At 57.5% G+C, this 21,143-nt stretch carries 17 protein-coding genes and 2 tRNA genes; 2 read left to right on the top strand and 17 right to left on the bottom strand.

What is annotated here, in order from left to right; all coding sequences use genetic code 11:
• Nucleotides 1-6 precede the first annotated feature (6 nt).
• The 10 genes from nusA to rlmE all read right to left on the bottom strand — a co-directional run bounded on the left by nusA (nt 7) and on the right by rlmE (nt 8,616).
• The gene (nusA, locus tag BW686_RS02130) at nt 7-1,488 is read right to left on the bottom strand and encodes a transcription termination factor NusA (RefSeq protein WP_084914004.1); all 1,482 of its coding nucleotides are present in this window, start codon (nt 1,486-1,488) and stop codon (nt 7-9) included.
• 59 nt (nt 1,489-1,547) lie between these two features.
• Nucleotides 1,548-2,006 (bottom strand): ribosome maturation factor RimP, encoded by a 459-nt coding sequence (gene rimP / locus BW686_RS02125; RefSeq protein ID WP_055010967.1) that lies wholly within the window; start codon nt 2,004-2,006, stop codon nt 1,548-1,550.
• Nucleotides 2,007-2,136: 130 nt separating this feature from the next.
• Nucleotides 2,137-2,213: transfer RNA gene (locus BW686_RS02120), tRNA-Met, on the bottom strand.
• 95 nt (nt 2,214-2,308) lie between these two features.
• Nucleotides 2,309-2,394: transfer RNA gene (locus tag BW686_RS02115), tRNA-Leu, on the bottom strand.
• 46 nt (nt 2,395-2,440) lie between these two features.
• Nucleotides 2,441-2,821 carry a preprotein translocase subunit SecG gene (gene secG / locus BW686_RS02110; protein WP_084914003.1) on the bottom strand — a complete coding sequence of 127 codons (381 nt, stop codon included), beginning with the start codon at nt 2,819-2,821 and terminating at the stop codon, nt 2,441-2,443.
• A gap of 4 nt (nt 2,822-2,825) precedes the next feature.
• Nucleotides 2,826-3,581, bottom strand: a complete 756-nt coding sequence (tpiA, locus tag BW686_RS02105) for a triose-phosphate isomerase (RefSeq protein ID WP_084914002.1) — start codon at nt 3,579-3,581, stop codon at nt 2,826-2,828.
• A gap of 66 nt (nt 3,582-3,647) precedes the next feature.
• Nucleotides 3,648-4,991 (bottom strand): phosphoglucosamine mutase, encoded by a 1,344-nt coding sequence (gene glmM, locus BW686_RS02100; protein ID WP_084914001.1) that lies wholly within the window; start codon nt 4,989-4,991, stop codon nt 3,648-3,650.
• Nucleotides 4,992-5,007: 16 nt separating this feature from the next.
• Nucleotides 5,008-5,859 (bottom strand): dihydropteroate synthase, encoded by an 852-nt coding sequence (folP, locus tag BW686_RS02095; protein ID WP_084914000.1) that lies wholly within the window; start codon nt 5,857-5,859, stop codon nt 5,008-5,010.
• An 8-nt stretch (nt 5,860-5,867) separates the two neighbouring features.
• Nucleotides 5,868-7,772, bottom strand: a complete 1,905-nt coding sequence (gene ftsH, locus BW686_RS02090; protein ID WP_007249029.1) for an ATP-dependent zinc metalloprotease FtsH — start codon at nt 7,770-7,772, stop codon at nt 5,868-5,870.
• A gap of 193 nt (nt 7,773-7,965) precedes the next feature.
• A complete protein-coding gene (rlmE, locus tag BW686_RS02085; protein WP_005888982.1) occupies nt 7,966-8,616 on the bottom strand; it encodes a 23S rRNA (uridine(2552)-2'-O)-methyltransferase RlmE in 651 nt (216 codons plus the stop codon).
• Nucleotides 8,617-8,720: 104 nt separating this feature from the next.
• On the opposite strand from rlmE, the gene BW686_RS02080 reads away from it, so the two are divergent.
• Nucleotides 8,721-9,032 (top strand): YhbY family RNA-binding protein, encoded by a 312-nt coding sequence (locus BW686_RS02080; protein ID WP_002555133.1) that lies wholly within the window; start codon nt 8,721-8,723, stop codon nt 9,030-9,032.
• A gap of 80 nt (nt 9,033-9,112) precedes the next feature.
• On the opposite strand, the gene greA is transcribed toward BW686_RS02080, so the two are convergent.
• From greA to grpE, 7 genes are all read right to left on the bottom strand, one after another.
• Entirely contained in the window at nt 9,113-9,589 is a 477-nt protein-coding gene (gene greA / locus BW686_RS02075; RefSeq protein WP_084913999.1) for a transcription elongation factor GreA, read from the bottom strand.
• On the bottom strand, nt 9,586-12,807 hold the full coding sequence (gene carB, locus BW686_RS02070) for a carbamoyl-phosphate synthase large subunit (RefSeq protein WP_084913998.1): 3,222 nt from the start codon (nt 12,805-12,807) through the stop codon (nt 9,586-9,588). Before carB ends, greA begins: the two co-directional genes overlap by 4 nt.
• Before the next feature lie 136 nt (nt 12,808-12,943).
• Nucleotides 12,944-14,080, bottom strand: a complete 1,137-nt coding sequence (gene carA / locus BW686_RS02065; protein ID WP_084913997.1) for a glutamine-hydrolyzing carbamoyl-phosphate synthase small subunit — start codon at nt 14,078-14,080, stop codon at nt 12,944-12,946.
• A 216-nt stretch (nt 14,081-14,296) separates the two neighbouring features.
• A complete protein-coding gene (gene dapB, locus BW686_RS02060; RefSeq protein ID WP_084913996.1) occupies nt 14,297-15,100 on the bottom strand; it encodes a 4-hydroxy-tetrahydrodipicolinate reductase in 804 nt (267 codons plus the stop codon).
• A 21-nt stretch (nt 15,101-15,121) separates the two neighbouring features.
• Nucleotides 15,122-16,261: a molecular chaperone DnaJ gene (dnaJ, locus tag BW686_RS02055; RefSeq protein ID WP_084913995.1), complete on the bottom strand. Its 1,140-nt coding sequence runs from the start codon at nt 16,259-16,261 to the stop codon at nt 15,122-15,124.
• A gap of 326 nt (nt 16,262-16,587) precedes the next feature.
• On the bottom strand, nt 16,588-18,504 hold the full coding sequence (gene dnaK / locus BW686_RS02050; RefSeq protein WP_084913994.1) for a molecular chaperone DnaK: 1,917 nt from the start codon (nt 18,502-18,504) through the stop codon (nt 16,588-16,590).
• Nucleotides 18,505-18,615: 111 nt separating this feature from the next.
• Nucleotides 18,616-19,179 carry a nucleotide exchange factor GrpE gene (gene grpE / locus BW686_RS02045; protein ID WP_084913993.1) on the bottom strand — a complete coding sequence of 188 codons (564 nt, stop codon included), beginning with the start codon at nt 19,177-19,179 and terminating at the stop codon, nt 18,616-18,618.
• A gap of 269 nt (nt 19,180-19,448) precedes the next feature.
• Here grpE and recN point away from each other — a divergent pair, with 269 nt between their 5' ends.
• Nucleotides 19,449-21,122 carry a DNA repair protein RecN gene (gene recN, locus BW686_RS02040; RefSeq protein WP_084913992.1) on the top strand — a complete coding sequence of 558 codons (1,674 nt, stop codon included), beginning with the start codon at nt 19,449-19,451 and terminating at the stop codon, nt 21,120-21,122.
• Nucleotides 21,123-21,143 lie beyond the last annotated feature (21 nt).

The raw sequence follows: 21,143 nt of genomic DNA, 5'->3' as shown, positions 1-21,143 counted from the left end.
GCCTACTTACTCGAACCAATGGGCTCGGGCGGCCATGATCAACTTGCCGGCACGATCATCGTCAATGCCGTCGATGTCGAGCAGATCGTCTATAGACTGCTCGGCCAGGTCTTCGCGGGTAATTACGCCGCGCACCGCCAGTTCCATCGCCAAATCCTTGTCCATACCCTCAAGCGAGAGCAGGTCTTCGGCCGGATGGGCGTCTGCCAGCTTTTCCTCTGTAGCGATGGCTTTAGTCAACAAACGATCCTTGGCACGAGCGCGAAGCTCGTTGACGATGTCTTCGTCAAAGCCGTCGATGTTGAGCATTTCTTCCAACGGTACGTAGGCAATCTCTTCCAGGCTGGTGAAGCCTTCATCAACCAGCACCTGAGCCAGTTCTTCATCGACTTCGAGTTCTTCGATGAAATTGCGCAGGATGTCACCGGTTTCAGCTTGCTGCTTGGCCTGGATGTCCGATTCGGTCATTACGTTCAGGGTCCAGCCGGTCAACTGGCTTGCCAGACGCACGTTCTGACCGCCACGACCAATAGCCTGGGCCAGGTTGTCCGCTCCCACTGCGATGTCCATTGCATGCGCATCTTCATCTACGATGATTGCCGCTACTTCTGCAGGAGACATTGCATTGATCACGAACTGCGCCGGGTTATCGTCCCAGAGCACGATATCCACACGTTCGCCACCCAGCTCGCCGGAAACAGCCTGAACTCGAGAGCCGCGCATGCCGATACAGGCGCCTTGCGGGTCGATTCGTTTGTCCTTGGAGCGAACAGCGATTTTTGCACGCGAACCCGGGTCACGGGAGGCAGCCATCACCTCGATGAGACCTTCGGCAATTTCCGGCACTTCAATGCGGAAAAGCTCGATCAGCATCTCTGGCGCAGTACGCGACAGAATCAGCTGAGGGCCACGGTTTTCGGTGCGAATTTCCTTGAGCAGAGCACGGACGCGAACACCGACCCGGAAAGTTTCCCGGGAAATGATGTCTTCACGCGCCAGCAATGCTTCGGCATTGTTACCCAGGTCAACGATGACATTGTCACGCGTTACCTTTTTAACAGTACCTGAAATGATTTCACCCAAACGTTCGCGGTAGGCATCGACCACCTGCGCACGCTCGGCTTCGCGAACTTTCTGCACAATGACCTGCTTCGCAGTCTGTGCAGCAATACGACCGAATTCGATGGAATCGATCTTTTCTTCGATCAGCTCACCCGCAACGGCGCCCGGCCTTTTAGCCTGGGCCTGATCAACGGCCAGCTCATAAGCCGGATCGTCCAGGTCTTCGTCCTCGACAACTGTCCAGCGACGGAAAGTCTCATAGTTACCTGTTTGGCGGTTGATCTCTACACGGAGCTCAACTTCGTCTTCAAAACGTTTCTTGGTAGCAGTGGCCAGAGCCAGCTCAAGCGCTTCAAAAATCACACCAGCCGGAACGCCCTTTTCATTGGACACCGACTCAACAACCAGCAGTACTTCTTTGCTCATCGTACGCCTCGCCTTTCGCAAGCCATTGGATCCGCGGGATCCGCAATAACCGGCACGTCTCAGTCAAACGTGGGAATAATGTTGGCCTTGTCGATCATGTCGATCGGCAACAGGAATTCATGGTCTTCAACCTGCACCACGACATCCTGCTCCTCCACCCCGCGGAGAAGGCCTTGAAAGTTGCGTCGACCTTCGAAAGGCGAGCGCAGCTTTATTTTCACTTGTTCCCCGGCGTACGAAGCAAACTGCTCAATAGTGAACAGCGGGCGCTCCATGCCAGGAGAAGACACTTCCAGGGTGTATTCGGTGCTGATTGGATCTTCTACGTCCAACACACCGCTGACCTGGCGACTGACGATTGCGCAGTCGTCCACCAGAACACCACCTTCCTTGTCGATATAAATGCGCAGCACCGAATGCTTGCCCTGGGAACTGAAATCGATCCCCCAGCATTGATAGCCAAGGGCCACGACCACCGGGGCCAACAAGTCCTGCAACTGTTCTAGCTTGCTCGACACCTGAACCCCCTCGTGCATGCTTTAAAAATAAAAAAATGGGCAAAAGCCCATCCCTGAAAACGCCGCTGAACATCGACGTCATGTACTGTCCAGCTAACAAAAAGCCCCTTAAAAGGGGCTCCGCTAAAACTGGTTGCGGGGGCTGGATTTGAACCAACGACCTTCGGGTTATGAGCCCGACGAGCTACCAAACTGCTCCACCCCGCGACAAAGCTGGGGCGGAAGTATACGACCGATCCATTGCTGGGTCAATCCAACATCCACCTACAAGAAAGCCCGCTAATGCGGGCTTCCCTGTTAATTGGTACCGAGAAGGGGACTCGAACCCCTACACCCATTGGGCACAACCACCTCAAGGTTGCGTGTCTACCAATTCCACCACCTCGGCATTACAACTATCTGGCGATCTCGCAAAAACACCGCCGAATTCTTTTTTACTTCTTCTCTGGGGCTTGAGGTACGTCAGCTGGAACAACGGCTGGCTTTTGCCCTTCGAGAACCGGAACATCATCTGCTGCCGGCTTTTGCTTCACTTCCAGTACTGCCGGGTCTGGCAAACCTGCTTGAGTCAGCTGTTGAGCTTTCTCTTTAGCAAAGTAACCTAACCCCAAGCTGGTTATGAAAAAACATGCCGCAAGTATAGCAGTAAACTTACTGAGAAAGGTAGAGGTTCCTTGCCCTCCGAAGACAGTATTTGATGCACCGGCTCCAAAAGACGCACCTGCGTCCGCACCTTTACCCTGCTGCAGCAATACGAGAGCAACAACGCCAAGAGCGCCCAACAGGTGAAAAACAATTACGACTGTTTCCAGCATTTTTTCAGTTTCCCGCGGCGCGACAGATCGCACCGAACTCATCTGCATTCAGGGACGCTCCACCAATGAGCCCCCCATCGATATCCGGCATACTGAAAAGCTCGACCGCATTGGCCGCCTTCACGCTGCCGCCATAGAGAAGCCGCACACCTTGTGCGACTTCGGCATTCTCTTTTGCCAGCTGCGCACGAATGGCAGCATGTACTTCCTGCGCCTCTTGAGGCGAAGCGGTCAATCCGGTACCAATGGCCCAGACTGGCTCGTAGGCAATGACCGCATTGATCAGTGCATTGACGCCAAACTCGGCAATCACGCTGTCAAGCTGACGCCCGACCACTTCAAGTGTCTGCCCTGCCTTGCGCTCTTCCAGCGTTTCACCTATGCACAGCACAGGTGTCAGGCCGCTTGCCTGGATAGCCGCAAACTTCTTGTTGAGCACATTGTCCTGCTCGCCAATCAACTGACGACGCTCGGAGTGCCCGACAAGCACCAGCTTGCAACCGGCATCAGCCAGCTGGCTCGATGCGATTTCACCCGTCAATGCGCCCTGCTCAGCCTGTATCGCTGCATCCTGGGCGCCTACGGTGATAGAGGTGGACTTAAGCCCCTCGATCACTTGAAAAGTGAACAAGCTCGCAGGCATCACGGCGATATCGACGCTGCCTGGCAACACCTGCTTGCCCAGCCCCTCGATCAGCTCAGCGACGCTGGCGCGGGTACCGTGCATTTTCCAGTTACCAGCTACCATTGGGCGACGCATGCTACACCTCGTGGGTCAAAGTGGGCGCAGATGTTACCCAACACTTCCGACACTGGCAAGCCGAAATCAGGCGCAAACTTCAGCAACCAGTTTTGCGAGCTCTTCGGCGTAGGCCTTGACCTGCGCTTCGTCCTCACCTTCGACCATTACGCGCACGAGCGGCTCGGTGCCCGACTTGCGCAGCAACACCCGGCCACGGCCTGCCATCTGCTCGGTCACACGCGCACAGGCTTCCTGCACCGACGGATGGGAAACCGGATCGACACTTGAGCCTTCGAAACGCACATTGATCAGGATCTGCGGGCATTTGCGCAATTTCAGGCGCGCCTCCGCAAGGCTGATACCACTGCGACGCAGCGCGAGTATCACCTGCAGCGAGGCGATAATCGCATCACCGGTGGTGGCGTGCTGAAAACACACAATGTGCCCCGAGTTTTCACCACCGATCTGCCAATTGCGCTCAAGGAGCTCGGCAATCACATAGCGGTCGCCGACATTTGCGCGCACGAACGGAATATTCTGTTCTGCCAGGGCCAGCTCAAGGCCGAGGTTGCTCATCAGGGTGCCAACGACACCGCCCTGCAAACGGCCACGCTCGTGCAGGTCCCGTGCGATGATGTAGAGCAGTTCGTCACCGTCAACGACGGTGCCGGTGTGGTCAACCATCAGCACGCGGTCGCCGTCACCGTCGAAACCGATCCCCATGTCGGCGTGCTCCGCGACCACAGCGGCCTGCAAGGCCTCCATGTGCGTAGAGCCGCAATCCTTGTTGATGTTGAGCCCGTCAGGCTGCGCAGACAGCACCACAACCTGGGCACCCAGCTCACGAAATACATTGGGCGCTACCTTGTAGGTGGCGCCGTGTGCGCAATCGATGACCACTTTGAGACCGGCGAAATCGGTACTGGTCGGCACGCTGCTCTTGCAGAACTCGATGTAACGCCCGGCGGCATCGTTGATCCGCGAGACCTTGCCGAGGTTTTCGGACTCGGCCACGGTCATTGGCGCATCGAGCAGTTCCTCGATCATCATTTCGATCTCGTCAGGCAGCTTGGTGCCCTGACCGGAGAAGAACTTGATGCCGTTGTCGTAGTGCGGATTGTGCGAAGCACTGATGACGATGCCCGCTTCCGCATGGAAGGTGCGCGTCAGGTAGGCAATGGCAGGCGTCGGCATCGGCCCCAGCAACAGTACGTCGGCACCCGCCGCAGAAAGTCCGGCCTCAAGGGCGGATTCAAACATGTAACCGGAGATACGGGTGTCTTTGCCGACGAGGATCCGGCACGCGCCCATCTTGCGAAACGCCATGCCTGCCGCCCAACCCAGCTTCAGCATGAATTCAGGCGTGATCGGAAACTGCCCTACGCGACCACGAATGCCGTCGGTTCCGAAATATTTTCTGGTAGCCATGGATGCCCCACTGTTGTTATTCAGCTGCTTCGACAGCTGCGATCATGCGCACCACGTCAGCCGTTTCGGCGACATCATGCACACGTAGAATTTTTGCTCCTTTGGTTATCGCCAAAGCAGCGAGGGCCAGCCCTCCGGACAAACGCTGATCTACCGGACGCCCTAATACCGCGCCAATCATACTCTTGCGCGAAACGCCGACCAACAGAGGTTGACCCAGCGCATGCAGCGACTCCATATGCCTGAACAGGCTGAGGTTGTGCTGCAGCGTCTTGGCAAAGCCAAAACCCGGATCAAGAATGATCTGATGCCGATGGATTCCAGCAGCAACGCACTGATTCATGCGCTCAAGCAAGAAAGCACTGACCTCACCCACAAGGTCCTGATAGTGCGGATCATCCTGCATGGTTCCCGGCTCACCCAACATGTGCATGAGACAGACCGGCAAACCGGTGCCTGCCGCCGCCTCAAGCGCGCCAGGACGCCGCAAGGAACGCACATCATTGATGAGGCCTGCTCCCAAACGCGCCGCCTCCTGCATCACCTCAGGCGTAGATGTATCCACCGAGATGATCACGTCGAGCTCACGTGCAATGATCTCGACCACAGGCGCCACGCGCTCTACCTCCTCTGCTGGAGACACAGGTCGAGCGCCCGGACGCGTAGACTCGCCCCCGACATCGATCAGCGTGGCACCCGCCAGCATCATTGCCTCGGCATGACGCAACGCGGCATCCAGCTGACTGTAACGGCCGCCGTCGGAGAACGAGTCTGGGGTTGCATTCAGGATGCCCATCACGTGCGTGCGGGCCAAATCAAGAACCCGGTTGCCGCAAGGCAACCGGGTCGGGTACAGCGCAGATGTCATGTCAGACCTTAATGCTCGGCAGCAGGACCGCCGATTGGCGTTTCCGGACGAGGGTCCGGTGTGATCGGAGTACCATTGGTACCTGAACCACCACCCCAGTCACGCGGCTCACGCGGCGGGCGACCGGTCATGATGTCGTCGATCTGATCGGCATCAATGGTTTCGTACTTCATCAAGGCATCGGCCATCGCTTCCAGCTTGTCGCGATTATCCGTCAACAGTTGCTTGGCAGTGCCGTAGCAGTGATCAATGATGCTGCGTACTTCCGAATCGATAAGCTTGGCAGTGTCGCCGGATACGCTGGAGTTCTGGCTGCCGCCGCGACCCAGGTAGCCTGCATCTTCATCTTCGGAATACATCAACGGACCGAGCTTTTCAGACAAGCCCCACTTGGTCACCATGTTACGGGCGATCTGGCTGGCACGCATGATGTCGTTGGACGCACCCGTCGTAACGCCATCGAAACCCAGGGTCATCTCTTCAGCGATACGACCGCCGTACAGCGAGCAAATCTGACTGATCAGCGCACGCTTGGACAGGCTGTAACGATCTTCTTCCGGCAGGAACATGGTCACGCCCAAGGCACGGCCGCGCGGAATGATCGATACCTTGTAAACAGGATCATGCTCAGGCACCAGACGACCCACAATGGCGTGGCCCGCTTCGTGGTAAGCCGTGTTGCGCTTCTCCTTGTCGGACATGACCATCGATTTGCGCTCGGCGCCCATCATGATCTTGTCCTTGGCCAGTTCGAATTCCTTCATCTCTACGACGCGCTTGCCGGAGCGCGCTGCGAACAGGGACGCTTCGTTGACCAGGTTGGCCAGATCGGCACCGGAGAAGCCTGGAGTACCGCGAGCAATAACGCCCGGATTGACGTCTTCGCCCATCGGCACTTTGCGCATGTGAACCTTGAGAATCTGCTCACGACCACGGATATCCGGCAAACCGACGACAACCTGACGGTCAAAGCGGCCTGGACGCAACAATGCAGGGTCCAGTACGTCAGGACGGTTGGTTGCTGCAATGACGATGATGCCGTCATTCATCTCGAAGCCATCCATCTCGACCAGCAACTGGTTGAGCGTCTGCTCGCGCTCGTCGTGACCGCCGCCCATACCGGCACCACGGTGACGACCGACCGCATCGATCTCGTCGATAAAGATAATGCAAGGGGCATGCTTTTTGGCCTGTTCGAACATGTCACGAACACGGCTTGCACCCACACCCACGAACATTTCGACAAAGTCGGAACCGGAGATGGTGAAGAACGGTACCTTCGCTTCGCCGGCAATGGCCTTGGCGATCAGCGTTTTACCGGTACCCGGAGGACCGACCATCAGCACACCGCGCGGAATCCGGCCGCCCAAGCGCTGAAATTTGCCCGGATCACGAAGAAACTCGACCAGTTCGCCGACCTCTTCCTTGGCTTCGTCACAACCTGCAACGTCAGCCAGCGTCGTTTTGACCTGATCTTCGGATAACAGACGCGCCTTGCTCTTGCCGAAGCTCATCGGGCCGCCTTTGCCGCCCGCCCCGCCCTGCATCTGGCGCATGAAGAACATGAACACCGCGATGATCACCAGTATCGGGAAGCTGGCCACCAGCAACTGGGTCCAGATACTTTGCTGCTCAGGCTGCTTGCCTTCGATCACGACGTTATTGCTGACCAGATCGCCGATCAGACCGTTATCCGGGATGTTCGGGCGGATGGTCTTGAAGGTATCACCATCGCTGCGCTTGCCCGTGATGACGTAGCCGTCGACAGAAACCTTCTCGACCTTGCCATCCTTGACCTGCTGGATGAACTCGGAATAGTTGAGGTTCTGCGGCTCGTTCGGGCTGGAGAAGTTGTTCATCACCGTCACGAGGACAGCCGCGATGATCAACCACAGGATCAAATTCTTTGCCATATCGTTCAATTAGCTACCCTCTGAAGCAAGCTCCACGCAGCAAGCGTGCCTCGCATGATATTCACCGGCCTAACTTACTACAGAACCTGCAGATACGGCAGACACCGTCTGTAACCCTTTGTGAAACTTTGACAACGCGATGTTCAGTCATGCTGCATCGATAACGCCATTTGAAAAAAGCTATCGCTCCTTGTCAAAAACGCTCGATGCTGGCTGCGCCATCGATTCCGCGGAAGCCCCGAGCGAGCAAATACTGCTCGCGCGACCTGTCACGCGACGACGAAGGCTTGCGCATCTGCACCTTGTCGAACAGCTTGCGAATATCCTTGTGGTAGACATCGAAGCCTTCACCCTGGAAGACCTTGATCAGAAAATCGCCACCGGGACGTAGCACCCGGCCCGCGAGATCGAGCGCCAATTCACAGAGAAACATTGCGCGCGGCATATCTACAGCGCTCAATCCACTCATATTGGGGGCCATATCGGAAATCACAAGGTCTACCTGCGTATTACCGACCGCCTCGAGAATCTGTTCCAGAATGGCATCTTCGGTGAAGTCACCCTGAATGAAGGTCACGTCCGGGATGCTGTCCATCTCGAGAATGTCGGAAGCAATCAGACGCCCTTGCCCGCCAATCAGACGACTGGTCACTTGCGACCAGCCTCCCGGTGCGGCGCCAAGGTCGATGACGGTCATGCCCGGACGAATGATCTTGTCCTTTTCCTGAATCTCGAGAAGCTTGTAGCTGGCACGCGAACGGTAACCGTCCTTTTGCGCCATTTTGACGTATTTGTCGTCGAAGTGTTCTTTGAGCCAGTTATGGCTTGTCTTGGAACGGGCCACAGGGCACCTCAAAAATAAACGAGTCGTGATTAACTGGGCGGTCCCGGACTCGCTCGGGTAAACTGGCCGCCGCTTTTTAAAAGATCAGACGCAGAGGTCAGATTATGCCGCTCACTCCAGAGCAGAAGAAACAATACAAATCCATTGGCCACCATCTGAAACCGGTATTGATCGTGGCAGACAATGGTTTGACTGAAGGTGTACTTGCAGAACTTGAGCGCGCATTGAGCGATCACGAGCTGATCAAGATCAAACTCAACATCCTTGACCGCGAAAGCCGTCTGGGAGCCGTCGCCGAATTGTGCAAGGCCGGCTCAGCCGATCTGGTGCAGGTCATCGGCAAAATGGCGTTGATCTACCGCAAGAACCCAAAGGTAAACAAGCAACTGTCCAACGTCCACCGCGCACACGGATAAAAACAGAAGTCAGGGCCGCGAAAAGCGTGCCCTGACTCTTTTTTACCGCTGATTGCGCCCGCCAAAGCGGGCGCAAGGCATCAGTCGTGACGCACTTCGATGATTTCGTACTCGATCACGCCACTTGGCGTTTTCACGACCACCACGTCACCTTCCTCCTTGGCAATCAAGGCGCGAGCAATGGGCGAGCCCACTGAAATCTTGCCCTTCTTGATATCCGCCTCGTCCTCACCCACGATTTTGTAGGTCACGCGCTCGTCGTTTTCGACGTTGGCAATCTCGACCGTCGTGCCGAAAATCACCTTTCCGGTATGCGGGATGGTTTTGACATCGATGACCACGGCATTTTGCATACGGCCTTCAATATCCCGGATTCGCGCTTCAACCATACCTTGCTGCTCGCGAGCGGCATGGTATTCAGCGTTTTCCTTGAGATCGCCCAATTCGCGTGCCGTGCCGATGTCCTGGCTCAGCTTGGGGCGAACCACCTTGGTCAGGTGTGTCAGCTCTTCTTCCAGGGCGCGAGCGCCCTCGACTGTCATCGGGTATTTGATCATGCTTTCAGTCCTGCATGGAGATCCTGCAAGCGACGCACGGTCTTCTCGGGACCGAACTTGAGCGCTTCACAGATCGCTTCACCTGCTGCAATGGTAGTGGTGCAGTAGATCTTGTGCTGCAAGGCGTTGCGACGGATGGAGTAGGAATCGGCGATCGACTGACGACCTTCGGTGGTGTTGATAATCAGCGTGACTTCGTCATTCTTGATCATGTCGACCACGTGCGGACGACCTTCGGTGACCTTGTTGACGCGACGCACTTTCAGGCCCGCCGCCTCGATCAGCTTGGCAGTTCCCGCCGTTGCGACGATTTCGAAACCAAGGTTGATCAGGTCACGGGCGACCGCTTCAACCAGCGGCTTGTCGTCATCGCGCACACTGATAAACGCAGTCCCGCCAGTCGGCAGCACTTCGCTGGCGCCCATCTGGGCTTTGGCAAAGGCTTCACCGAAGGTGTCGCCCACGCCCATCACTTCACCGGTCGACTTCATTTCCGGGCCGAGGATCGGGTCAACGCCAGGGAATTTGGCGAATGGGAACACCGCCTCTTTCACACTGTAGAAGTTAGGAATGATTTCCTTGGTGAAATTCAGCTCTTTCAGGGTTTTACCTGCCATCACGCGTGCAGCGATCATGGCCAGGGAAACACCGATGCACTTGGAAACGAACGGCACGGTACGCGATGCACGCGGGTTCACTTCGATGACATAGATGTCTTCACCCTGAAGTGCCAGCTGTACGTTCATCAGACCGACAACGCCCAGCTCCAGAGCCATCTTCTTGACCTGCTCACGCATCTCGTCCTGGATGTGCGCAGGCAGCGAATACGGCGGCAGCGAACAGGCGGAGTCACCAGAGTGAACACCGGCCTGCTCGATGTGCTGCATGATTGCGCCGATGACCACATCAGTACCGTCGCAGACCGCATCGACGTCCATCTCGATGGCACAGTTCAGGAAGTGATCAAGCAACACAGGGCTGTCATTGGAGACCTGAACCGCTTCACGCAGGTAACGCTTGAGTTCGTCTTCCTGGTAGACGATTTCCATCGCACGGCCGCCCAGTACGTAGGACGGGCGCACCACCAGCGGGTAGCCGATTTTCGCAGCGGCACGAATGGCTTCGTCTTCGCTGCGCACGGTCGCGTTTGGCGGCTGGCGCAGGTTGAGGCGCTCGACCATGTGCTGGAACCGCTCGCGGTCTTCTGCACGGTCGATGGCATCCGGGCTGGTGCCGATAATCGGCACGCCAGCGGCTTCCAGGGCGCGGGCCAGTTTCAGCGGCGTCTGGCCACCGTACTGGACGATCACGCCTTTCGGCTTCTCGACGCGGACGATTTCCAGCACGTCTTCCAGCGTCACAGGCTCGAAGTACAGGCGGTCGGAGGTGTCGTAGTCGGTGGAGACGGTTTCCGGGTTGCAGTTGACCATAATGGTCTCGTACCCATCTTCACGCAGCGCCAATGCGGCATGTACGCAGCAGTAGTCGAACTCGATACCTTGACCGATACGGTTAGGGCCACCGCCCAGGATCATGATCTTGTCGCGCGTCGAAGGGTTGGCTTCACACTCTTCTTCGTACGTCGAGTACAGGTACGCGGTATCGGTGGCGAACTCGGCTGCGCACGTGTCGACGCGCTTGTAGACCGGGAACACGTCCAGCTTGTGACGGTGCGTACGCAGGTTTTTCTCGGTAACGCCCAGCAGCTTGGCCAGACGCGCATCGGAGAAACCCTTGCGCTTGAGGCGGAACATCAGGTCGCGATCGATGGCCGACAGGCCCAGCGTCTTGACCTTTTCCTCGTCCTTGACCAGGTCTTCGATCTGAACCAGGAACCACGGGTCGATCATGTTCATGGCGAAGATGTCTTCAACCGACATGCCCGCCCGGAAGGCATCGGCGACGTACCAGATACGCTCGGCACCCGGCACGGTCAGTTCGCGCTTCAGTGTGCTCATGCTTTCCGGATGGCTCAGGTCCAGCTTCGGATCAAGGCCGCAAACGCCGACTTCCAGGCCGCGCAGAGCTTTCTGCAAGGATTCCTGGAACGTACGACCGATGGCCATGACTTCGCCAACCGACTTCATCTGTGTGGTCAGGCGTGCATCAGCTTTGGCGAACTTCTCGAACGCGAAGCGCGGCAGCTTGGTGACGACGTAGTCAATCGACGGTTCGAAAGACGCTGGAGTCTTGCCGCCCGTGATCTCGTTGGACAGCTCGTCAAGGGTGTAACCCACGGCCAGCTTGGCGGCAACGCGGGCAATCGGAAAGCCGGTCGCCTTGGAAGCCAGCGCCGAAGAGCGCGACACGCGAGGGTTCATCTCGATCACGACCATACGGCCGGTGTCCGGGCAGATGCCGAACTGGACGTTGGAGCCGCCGGTTTCAACACCGATTTCGCGCAGTACCGCCAGCGAGGCGTTACGCAGAATCTGGTATTCCTTGTCGGTCAGGGTCTGTGCCGGAGCAACGGTGATGGAGTCACCGGTATGCACACCCATCGGATCGAAGTTTTCGATGGAGCAAACGATGATGCAGTTGTCCTTTTTGTCGCGGACAACTTCCATTTCATATTCTTTCCAGCCGATCAGCGATTCGTCGATCAGCAGTTCCTTGGTCGGCGACAGGTCCAGACCCCGGGCACAGATTTCTTCGAACTCTTCACGGTTGTAAGCAATACCGCCACCCGTGCCACCCATGGTGAACGACGGGCGAATGATGCACGGGAAACCAAGCTTTTCGAGAACAGCGTTGGCCTCTTCCATGCTGTGCGCGATGCCGGAGCGCGGGCACGCCAGGCCGATGGATTTCATGGCCTTGTCGAAACGCGAGCGGTCTTCAGCCTTGTCGATGGTGTCGGCATTGGCACCGATCATCTCGACGCCGAACTTCTCCAGAACGCCTTCGCGCTCCAGGTCCAGCGCGCAGTTCAGAGCGGTCTGGCCACCCATCGTCGGCAGCAGTGCGTCCGGACGCTCTTTCTCGATGATCTTGGCAACGGTCTGCCACTTGATCGGCTCGATGTAGGTGGCGTCGGCCATGGCCGGGTCGGTCATGATGGTGGCCGGGTTGGAGTTCACCAGGATGACGCGGTAGCCCTCTTCGCGCAGGGCCTTGCAGGCCTGGGCGCCAGAGTAGTCGAATTCACAGGCCTGGCCGATCACGATGGGGCCGGCGCCGAGAATCAGGATGCTTTTAATATCTGTACGTTTTGGCATGGGTTGTCACTCAAATCCGCAGGTCAGTCGGCAAGCCGTCTTGAACATTTGTCTGAGGTGGCCTGGGCGGCAGCAACCGGACACCGGGTCCGGGGCCGCCCTGGGCACCTGCGTATTACAGTCTCAAGGCAACCGGTCAGCGTCGCTTGGCCATGGCTTCGATAAAGCGATCAAACAGTGGCGCGACGTCATTCGGGCCAGGGCTCGCCTCAGGGTGGCCCTGGAAGCTGAACGCGCTCTTGTCGGTCAGCTCGATACCCTGAAGGGTGCCGTCGAACAGCGACTTGTGGATGGCGCGCACATTGCCCGGCAAGGTGGCTTCGTCAACCGCAAAACCGTGGTTCTGGCTGGTGATCATGACGACACCGGTGTCCAGGTCCTGAACCGGGTGGTTTGCGCCGTGGTGACCATGGCCCATTTTCACGGTCTTGGCACCCGCAGCCAGCGCCAGGAGCTGATGGCCGAGGCAGATGCCGAATACCGGCACGTCGGTTTCCAGCACTTCCCTGATCGCCTTGATGGCGTAGTCGCACGGCTCGGGGTCGCCAGGGCCGTTGGACAGGAAAACACCGTCCGGCTTATAGGCAAGCACTTCGCTGGCAGGCGTTTGCGCAGGCACGACAGTCACCCGGCAGCCGCGCTCGACCAGCATGCGCAGGATGTTGACCTTGACGCCGTAGTCGTAGGCGACAACGTGATATGGCAGCTCGGAGGCAGCGATTTCAGGATGGCTGTCGGTCTGCAGATTCCAAACACTGTGACGCCACTCGTACGTGTCTTTGGTGCTGACTTCCTTCGCCAGGTCCATGCCCTTGAGACCCGGAAAGCCGCGAGCGGCGGCGATGGCAGCCTCTTCCGAGATATTGTCGCCCGCCATGATGCAGCCGTTCTGGGCGCCTTTCTCACGCAGGATGCGGGTCAGGCGACGCGTATCGATGCCGGCGATGGCAACGACATTGTTGGCTTTCAGGTAATCACCGAGGGACAGCTTGTTACGCCAGTTGCTGGCTACCAGCGGCAGGTCACGGATGACCAGGCCTGCGGACCAGACACGATCCGACTCGGCGTCTTCAGGTGTGGTACCGGTGTTGCCGATATGCGGGTAAGTCAGGGTAACGATCTGCTGGGCGTAGGAAGGATCGGTAAGAATTTCCTGATAGCCTGTCATTGCGGTGTTGAACACCACCTCACCAACGGTCTGACCGTCGGCTCCAATGGCTTCGCCGCGAAAAATGCTGCCATCAGCAAGGGCGAGTATGGCTGGCTTAGTCAAGAAGACCTCCCGTAAATAAAGCCTGAAAGGGCGATCGCAGGCTGCAAAAAAGCGGAATGACGTAGTAACGTCACCCCGCTTTCTTATGGAATCATCTGCGCGCTTTTAGTGGACACACTAAAGCTGTAGCTTACAGAAAAGGCCCATTTTGGTCTACCACCAATGAGCCTGAAAAGCGGGAAAATGCGACAGGGCCTTGATCGGCCCTGCATGAAATCAATGCAGACCCAATACGTCCTGCATGTCGTAAAGCCCGGGAGCCTTGCCGTCCAGCCACATTGCAGCCCTGACCGCGCCTTTGGCGAAGGTCATTCGGCTGGATGCCTTGTGGGTGATCTCGACCCGCTCACCGTCCGCTGCGAACAGCACGGTATGGTCACCGACCACATCACCGGCACGAATCGTCGCAAACCCGATGGTCTGACGATCACGCGCGCTGGTCTGACCTTCGCGACCATAAACAGCGACCTTTTCCAGGTCACGACCCAGCGCATTGGCCACCACTTCACCCATGCGCAGCGCTGTGCCAGATGGTGCATCGACCTTGTGCCGATGGTGCGCCTCGGTGATTTCGATATCGACTTCATCCCCCAGGACCCGCGCCGCCGTGTCGAGCAGTTTAAGGCAAAGGTTCACACCGACGCTGAAATTGGCAGCGAACACAATTGGAATGTCTTTGCCCGCCTCCACCAGACGCTGCTTCTCTTCAGCGCTGAAACCAGTGGTGCCGATGATCATGGCCTTGCCTGCCTTGCGACAGAACGCCAGATTCTTCAGCGTCACCGATGGGTGCGTGAAGTCGATCAGCACGTCAAACTCATCTGCCACTTTTGCCAGATCACCCGACAGCGGCACACCGATACGGCCCAACGCTGCCAGCTCGCCGGCATCAGCCCCTACCAGCGTGCTGTCGGGGCGATCCACAGCAGCGGTCAGCCCGGCGCCTGGCGCCTGCTGAACCGCCTCGATCAAAGTCTTGCCCATGCGCCCTGCGGCACCTACTACAGCAATACGTCGCATGCTTTGCTCCTGTTGATAGCGTTACAGATCGCCGAAGAAACGCTTTACACCCTCAAACCAGCCACTGGCTTTGGGAGAGTGGGATTCGTCGTTTTCGAGCGATGTGCGGAACTCTTCAAGCAATTCACGCTGACGCTTGCTCAGGTTGACCGGCGTCTCGACCGCCACGCGGCACATCAAGTCACCTGCACCACCGCCACGCACCGGAGCCACGCCCTTGCCACGCAAGCGGAACTGCTTGCCGGTCTGAGTGCCCTCAGGAATCTTGAGCTTGACGCGACCATCAAGCGTCGGCACTTCAAGCTCGCCACCCAGCGCAGCGTCGGTAAAGCTGATCGGCACTTCGCAGAAAAGATGCTTGCCGTCACGCTGGAAGATCGCGTGTTCGCGCACATTGATCACGACATACAGGTCGCCGGTCGGACCACCCTGCACACCCGCCTCGCCCTCGCCGGACAGGCGAATGCGGTCACCGGTATCAACCCCAGGTGGCACTTTGACGGAAAGCGTCTTGTACTCTTCGACACGACCTTCGCCATGACACGAGTCGCACGGGTCGGAAATGATCTTGCCCTGGCCATGGCAACGCGGGCAGGTTTGCTGCACAGAGAAGAACCCCTGCTGCATACGCACCTGACCGATGCCGCCACAGGTAGGACACGTCACGGGAGACGAGCCTTTCTTGGCACCGCTGCCGTCGCAGGGCTTGCAATTGACCAGTGTCGGGACACGGATATTCACGGTCGTGCCGCGAACCGCTTCCTCGAGGTTCAGCTCGAGCGTGTAGCGCAGATCGCTGCCACGCTGGGCACCGCCGCGACCACCGCCGCCACCCGCACGGCCGCCGCCGAAGAAGTCACTGAACACGTCACCGAAGATATCGGAGAAGTTGGCACCACCGGCACCACCACCGAAACCGCCGCCACCCATGCTCGGGTCTACACCGGCATGACCATACTGGTCGTAGGCAGCGCGCTTGCTGGCATCGGAAAGAACTTCATAGGCCTCGTTGGCTTCTTTGAACAGCTCTTCAGACGCTTTGTCATCAGGGTTACGGTCAGGGTGATGCTTCATCGCCAGACGACGGTAGGCCTTTTTCAGGTCTGCCTCGCTGGAGCCTCGCTCAACGCCCAACACTTCGTAATAATCACGCTTTGCCATAGTTCTTCCGTACTCTTGAGGACGTTCGGCAAAACCCTCCTGGGCTTTACCAAACTCGTTGAGCCCAACTCAGGCCCCGGACCCAACTCACGTCAATTCAACGATCCTGGTCTTCATTCAAAAGCCAGATATAACTGACCGGTAAAGCGGCAGAATGAGCCGCAGCGCAGGAGCGCTGCGACCTTGCCACATGACGTGCGGAGCAATTCCGCACGTCTGAATTTTGGGTATTCCAGACACGCCAACGCGGGAGCAAGCTCCCGCGCGGCGACATCCTACCAGCCACCGCTCGAAAGAGGTCAACCGGCGTTCAAGTGAGCCTGCGCTTACTTGTGGTCTTTCACTTCTTCAAACTCGGCGTCGACAACATCGTCAGCCTTGGCAGTTTCTTCAGCAGGCTTGGCAGCCGCTTCCGGATTCTCGGCCTGCTCGGCGTACATCTTCTGAGCGATTGGCGCGGAAACCTTCGACAGCTCTTCGACCTTGGCTTCGATGGCTGCCTTGTCATCGCCTTTGATGGCCGCTTCCAGAGCAACCAGAGCCGCCTCAACAGCCGTCTTCTCTTCAGCAGTGACCTTGTCACCTGCGTCAGCGATCATCTTGCGAGTCGAGTGGACCAGCGCATCACCCTGGTTACGGGCAGAGGCCAGCTCTTCGAACTTGCGATCTTCTTCAGAGTTGGCTTCTGCATCACGAACCATCTGCTGAATCTCTTCCTCGGACAGACCGGAGTTGGCCTTGATCACGATGGACTGCTGCTTGCCGGTCGCCTTGTCTTTCGCGCCAACGTGCAGAATGCCGTTTGCGTCGATGTCGAAGGTCACTTCGATCTGCGGCACGCCACGTGGAGCAGGTGGAATCTCGGCCAGATCGAACTTGCCCAGCGACTTGTTCTGCGACGCTTGCTTACGCTCACCCTGCAGCACGTGAATGGTCACGGCGTTTTGGTTGTCGTCGGCAGTCGAGAACACCTGAGATTTCTTGGTAGGAATCGTGGTGTTTTTCTCGATTAGCGCAGTCATCACGCCACCCATGGTTTCAATACCCAGGGTCAGCGGGCTGACGTCCAGCAGCAGAACGTCTTTCACATCACCGGCCAGCACCGCGCCCTGGATGGCAGCACCCATTGCAACAGCTTCGTCCGGGTTGACGTCTTTGCGCGCTTCTTTACCGAAGAAATCGGTCACCAGCTTCTGAACCAGCGGCATACGGGTCTGACCACCGACCAGAATCACGTCGTTGATCTTGCTCTTGTCGATGCCGGCATCTTTAAGTGCCATTTCGCAAGGTGCGATGGTGCGGCGAACCAGGTCTTCAACCAGCGATTCCAGCTTGGAGCGCGAGATCTTCACAACCAAGTGCTTAGGACCGGTAGCATCTGCGGTGATGTACGGCAGATTCACTTCGGTCTGGGTGCTGGAAGACAGCTCGATCTTGGCTTTTTCAGCAGCTTCTTTCAGGCGCTGCATCGCCAGCGGGTCGCCCTTGAGGCTCATGCCGCTTTCTTTCTTGAATTCGTCAACGAAGTAATCGATCAGACGAATATCGAAGTCTTCACCACCAAGGAACGTATCACCGTTGGTTGCCAGTACTTCGAACTGATGCTCGCCATCCACTTCGGCAATCTCGATAACCGACACGTCGAACGTACCGCCACCCAGGTCATAAACGATTACAGTGTGATCGCCCTTGGCCTTGTCCATACCGTACGCCAGAGCGGCTGCGGTAGGCTCGTTGATGATGCGCTTGACGTCCAGACCAGCAATACGGCCAGCATCCTTGGTTGCCTGACGCTGACTGTCGTTGAAGTAGGCCGGAACGGTGATGACCGCTTCGGTAACCGCTTCACCGAGGTAATCTTCGGCAGTCTTTTTCATCTTTTTCAGAATTTCAGCCGAAATCTGAGGAGGCGCCATTTTCTGGCCATTCACTTCAACCCAGGCGTCGTTGTTGTCAGCCTTGACGATCTTGTAAGGGACCATCTGGATGTCTTTCTGAACGACTTCTTCGTCGAACTTACGACCGATCAGACGCTTTACCGCATACAGTGTGTTGTGCGGATTGGTCACAGCCTGACGCTTGGCGGACTGACCGACCAGAATTTCACCGTCGTTGGCATAAGCAACGATCGAAGGCGTGGTGCGAGTACCTTCGGCGTTCTCGATAACCTTGACGTTACCGTTTTCCAGAATGGAGACGCAGGAGTTGGTAGTCCCCAGGTCGATACCGATAATTCTGCCCATCTTGACTCTCCCGAAACTTGCAAAATTTTGAATGTGATTGCCGCAAGTGCATTGACACCGTGCGGTAGCTCTTAAACGCTTGACCTTTAAATGGGGGCCTTACAGCTGATTTCAAGCCTGCTCGTTGATTGACGGCGTTGCAGGCGACGGTGCCTTGCTGACCACGACCATGGCCGGGCGCAGCAGACGACCGTTAAGCTGATAACCCTTCTGAAACACTTTGAGCACCGTATTGGGCTCTACATCGGCACTTTCCTGCATGGCCATTGCCTGGTGCTGTTCGGCACTGAATGGCTGACCGTGCGGATCAATGGCTTCCAACTGATAGCGCTTGAGAGTGTCCTGAAACATCTTCAAGGTCAGTTCGATGCCTTCGCGCATAGGGCGAATGCTTTCATCGTCCGGGCTGGACAGATCAAGGCCTCGCTCCAGGCTGTCGATGATCGGCAACAGATCACCGGCAAATTTTTCCAGCGCAAACTTATGCGCCTTTTCAACATCCTGTTCGGCACGGCGGCGGACGTTCTGCAGATCCGCAGCCACCCGGAGGGATTGATCCTGCGCGGCAACAAGTTGCTCTTCGAGCACTTGCACGCGAGTTGTCAGATCTTCACCCGCGCCTGCCTCGGCAGCCTGATCCTGAGCCTGCGCATCCAGATTCTGTTCGTCAGCCATAAATGTTCTCCTCTAAAAACGTCCGCGATCCCGATTCGCGCTTCTGCCCTCTATATGGGACCGGATTTTTCGGCTTCAAGGGTGCCAAGTGATCGAGATACGTATTCCCTGACAAAAAATCCGCCTTCCGGCCGCGCAGAAAATGGCCCCGGCGAGCAACAGGGACTAAAAACCTGTTGAAACCGATCAAATCGAGCTAAGCAAGAGCATTGTCAGCAGCAAATAAAACACTGTATAAATAACCAGACAAACAGCCCGGGAGCCGCTCAATGCTGGTGCATCTTTCCGTACACAACTACGCCATCGTCGAACACCTTGATCTTGAACTGGATCGGGGCATGAGCGTCATCACCGGCGAAACCGGCGCTGGCAAGTCGATCATGCTCGACGCTCTGGGGCTGACACTGGGCGACCGGGCCGACAGCGGCGTGGTCAGGCCAGGTGCCGACAAGGCCGACATCCTTGCCACGTTCGACCTGGGCGATATTCCCGAGGCCGAGGCCTGGCTGAAAGAGCGTGACCTGGACAACGACGGCCCCTGCATCCTGCGCCGCGTGATTACCGCCGAAGGTCGTTCGCGCTCTTATATCAACGGGTCGCCCTGCCCGCAGGGCGACCTGAAAGCGCTGGGCGAATTGCTGATCGACATTCACAGCCAGCATGAGCATCAGTCGCTGCTCAAGACCGACACCCACCGTCGCCTGCTGGACGAGTACGCCGGCGCAACCGACCTCGCCCGCCAGGTCCACCTTGCGGCCCAGCGCTGGCGCCAGACGCGGCAAGAACTGGAGCGTCTTTCAAACTCCGGCGACGAGCAGCGCGCGCGCCATCAGTTGCTTAGCTATCAGCTTGAAGAGCTGGAAAGCCTGAGCCTCGGCGAGAACGAGCTTGAACAGCTTGAGCAGGAACACAAAGACCTGACCAACGCCGAAAGCCTGCTGAGCATCTGCCGACAGGTCGTCGAGCAATGCAGTGAAAGCGATTCCGGAAATGTACTGAATGCCCTGACCGCGAGCCTGCACAGACTCGGCAGCGTGGACCATTCGCCGACAGCATTGAGCGAGGCAACAGGCTTGCTGTCCAGCGCCCAGATTCAGGTAGAAGAAGCCGTGGGCGAACTGAATCGCTTTCTGGATCACTTCGACGCCGATCCGGCCCGACTGCAACAGCTTGAAGAGCGCCTCGATGCTATCTATACACTGGCGCGCAAACATCGCATCCAGCCCGGCGAAGTCGCGACGCTGCAACAGAAGCTGCTGGATGAAATAGAAACGCTGAACGCCAACGACGAATCCATCGAGCGCCTGGAGCACGAAGTCCAGGCCTTCGCCCGTCACTATCAGGAAAAAGCCCGCGAGCTGAGCGATCTGCGCCACACTTCGTCGACGAAACTGGCGAACGCGGTGGAGCAGGAAATTCATCGCCTGGGCATGCCGGGCGGTCGCTTCCAGATCGACCTCAAGCCCAACGCCCAGTCAGAACCGCTTCCACACGGCCTGGAGCAGGTCGAACTGCTGGTCAGCGCCAACCCGGGACAACCGCTCAAGGCATTGGCAAAAGTCGCCTCGGGGGGTGAGTTGTCACGGATCAGCCTCGCCATCCAGGTGATTACTGCGCAGACCTCGCGCGTGCCAACGCTGGTGTTTGACGAGGTTGACGTCGGTATCGGCGGCCCCACCGCCGAAATCGTGGGCCAACTCTTGCGCCGCCTGGGCGAGCGCGGGCAAGTGATGACGGTTACCCACTTGCCACAGGTGGCTGCGCAGGGCCATCAGCATTTGTTCGTACACAAGGTCAGAGACAACGACGCCACGCGCACTGCCGTGTCGAAACTCACCAAGACCGAACGTATAGAAGAAGTGGCACGGATGCTGGGCGGCATTGACCTGACCAAGGAATCTCTGGCTCACGCCAAAAAAATGGTCGTCACGGCTAAAAGCTGAGCAACAGAAAGCACAAAGGCG

Origin of the sequence: Pseudomonas syringae (assembly GCF_002157375.1) — a bacterium.
GTDB classification, from domain to species: Bacteria; Pseudomonadota; Gammaproteobacteria; order Pseudomonadales; family Pseudomonadaceae; genus Aquipseudomonas; species Aquipseudomonas syringae_T.
Note: the sequence above shows the minus strand (reverse complement) of the source record. Positions and strands in the feature narration are given on the sequence as shown.

What these genes read in the sequence shown, in the direction of transcription:
- nusA (WP_084914004.1), bottom strand. Translation starts at nt 1,488, where the DNA reads ATGAGCAAAGAAGTACTGCTGGTTGTTGAGTCGGTGTCCAATGAAAAG.
- BW686_RS02080 (WP_002555133.1), top strand. Translation starts at nt 8,721, where the DNA reads ATGCCGCTCACTCCAGAGCAGAAGAAACAATACAAATCCATTGGCCAC.
- dnaK (WP_084913994.1), bottom strand. Translation starts at nt 18,504, where the DNA reads ATGGGCAGAATTATCGGTATCGACCTGGGGACTACCAACTCCTGCGTC.
- carB (WP_084913998.1), bottom strand. Translation starts at nt 12,807, where the DNA reads ATGCCAAAACGTACAGATATTAAAAGCATCCTGATTCTCGGCGCCGGC.
- folP (WP_084914000.1), bottom strand. Translation starts at nt 5,859, where the DNA reads ATGACATCTGCGCTGTACCCGACCCGGTTGCCTTGCGGCAACCGGGTT.
- secG (WP_084914003.1), bottom strand. Translation starts at nt 2,821, where the DNA reads ATGCTGGAAACAGTCGTAATTGTTTTTCACCTGTTGGGCGCTCTTGGC.
- ftsH (WP_007249029.1), bottom strand. Translation starts at nt 7,772, where the DNA reads ATGGCAAAGAATTTGATCCTGTGGTTGATCATCGCGGCTGTCCTCGTG.
- dapB (WP_084913996.1), bottom strand. Translation starts at nt 15,100, where the DNA reads ATGCGACGTATTGCTGTAGTAGGTGCCGCAGGGCGCATGGGCAAGACT.
- glmM (WP_084914001.1), bottom strand. Translation starts at nt 4,991, where the DNA reads ATGGCTACCAGAAAATATTTCGGAACCGACGGCATTCGTGGTCGCGTA.
- tpiA (WP_084914002.1), bottom strand. Translation starts at nt 3,581, where the DNA reads ATGCGTCGCCCAATGGTAGCTGGTAACTGGAAAATGCACGGTACCCGC.
- grpE (WP_084913993.1), bottom strand. Translation starts at nt 19,179, where the DNA reads ATGGCTGACGAACAGAATCTGGATGCGCAGGCTCAGGATCAGGCTGCC.
- recN (WP_084913992.1), top strand. Translation starts at nt 19,449, where the DNA reads ATGCTGGTGCATCTTTCCGTACACAACTACGCCATCGTCGAACACCTT.
- greA (WP_084913999.1), bottom strand. Translation starts at nt 9,589, where the DNA reads ATGATCAAATACCCGATGACAGTCGAGGGCGCTCGCGCCCTGGAAGAA.
- dnaJ (WP_084913995.1), bottom strand. Translation starts at nt 16,261, where the DNA reads ATGGCAAAGCGTGATTATTACGAAGTGTTGGGCGTTGAGCGAGGCTCC.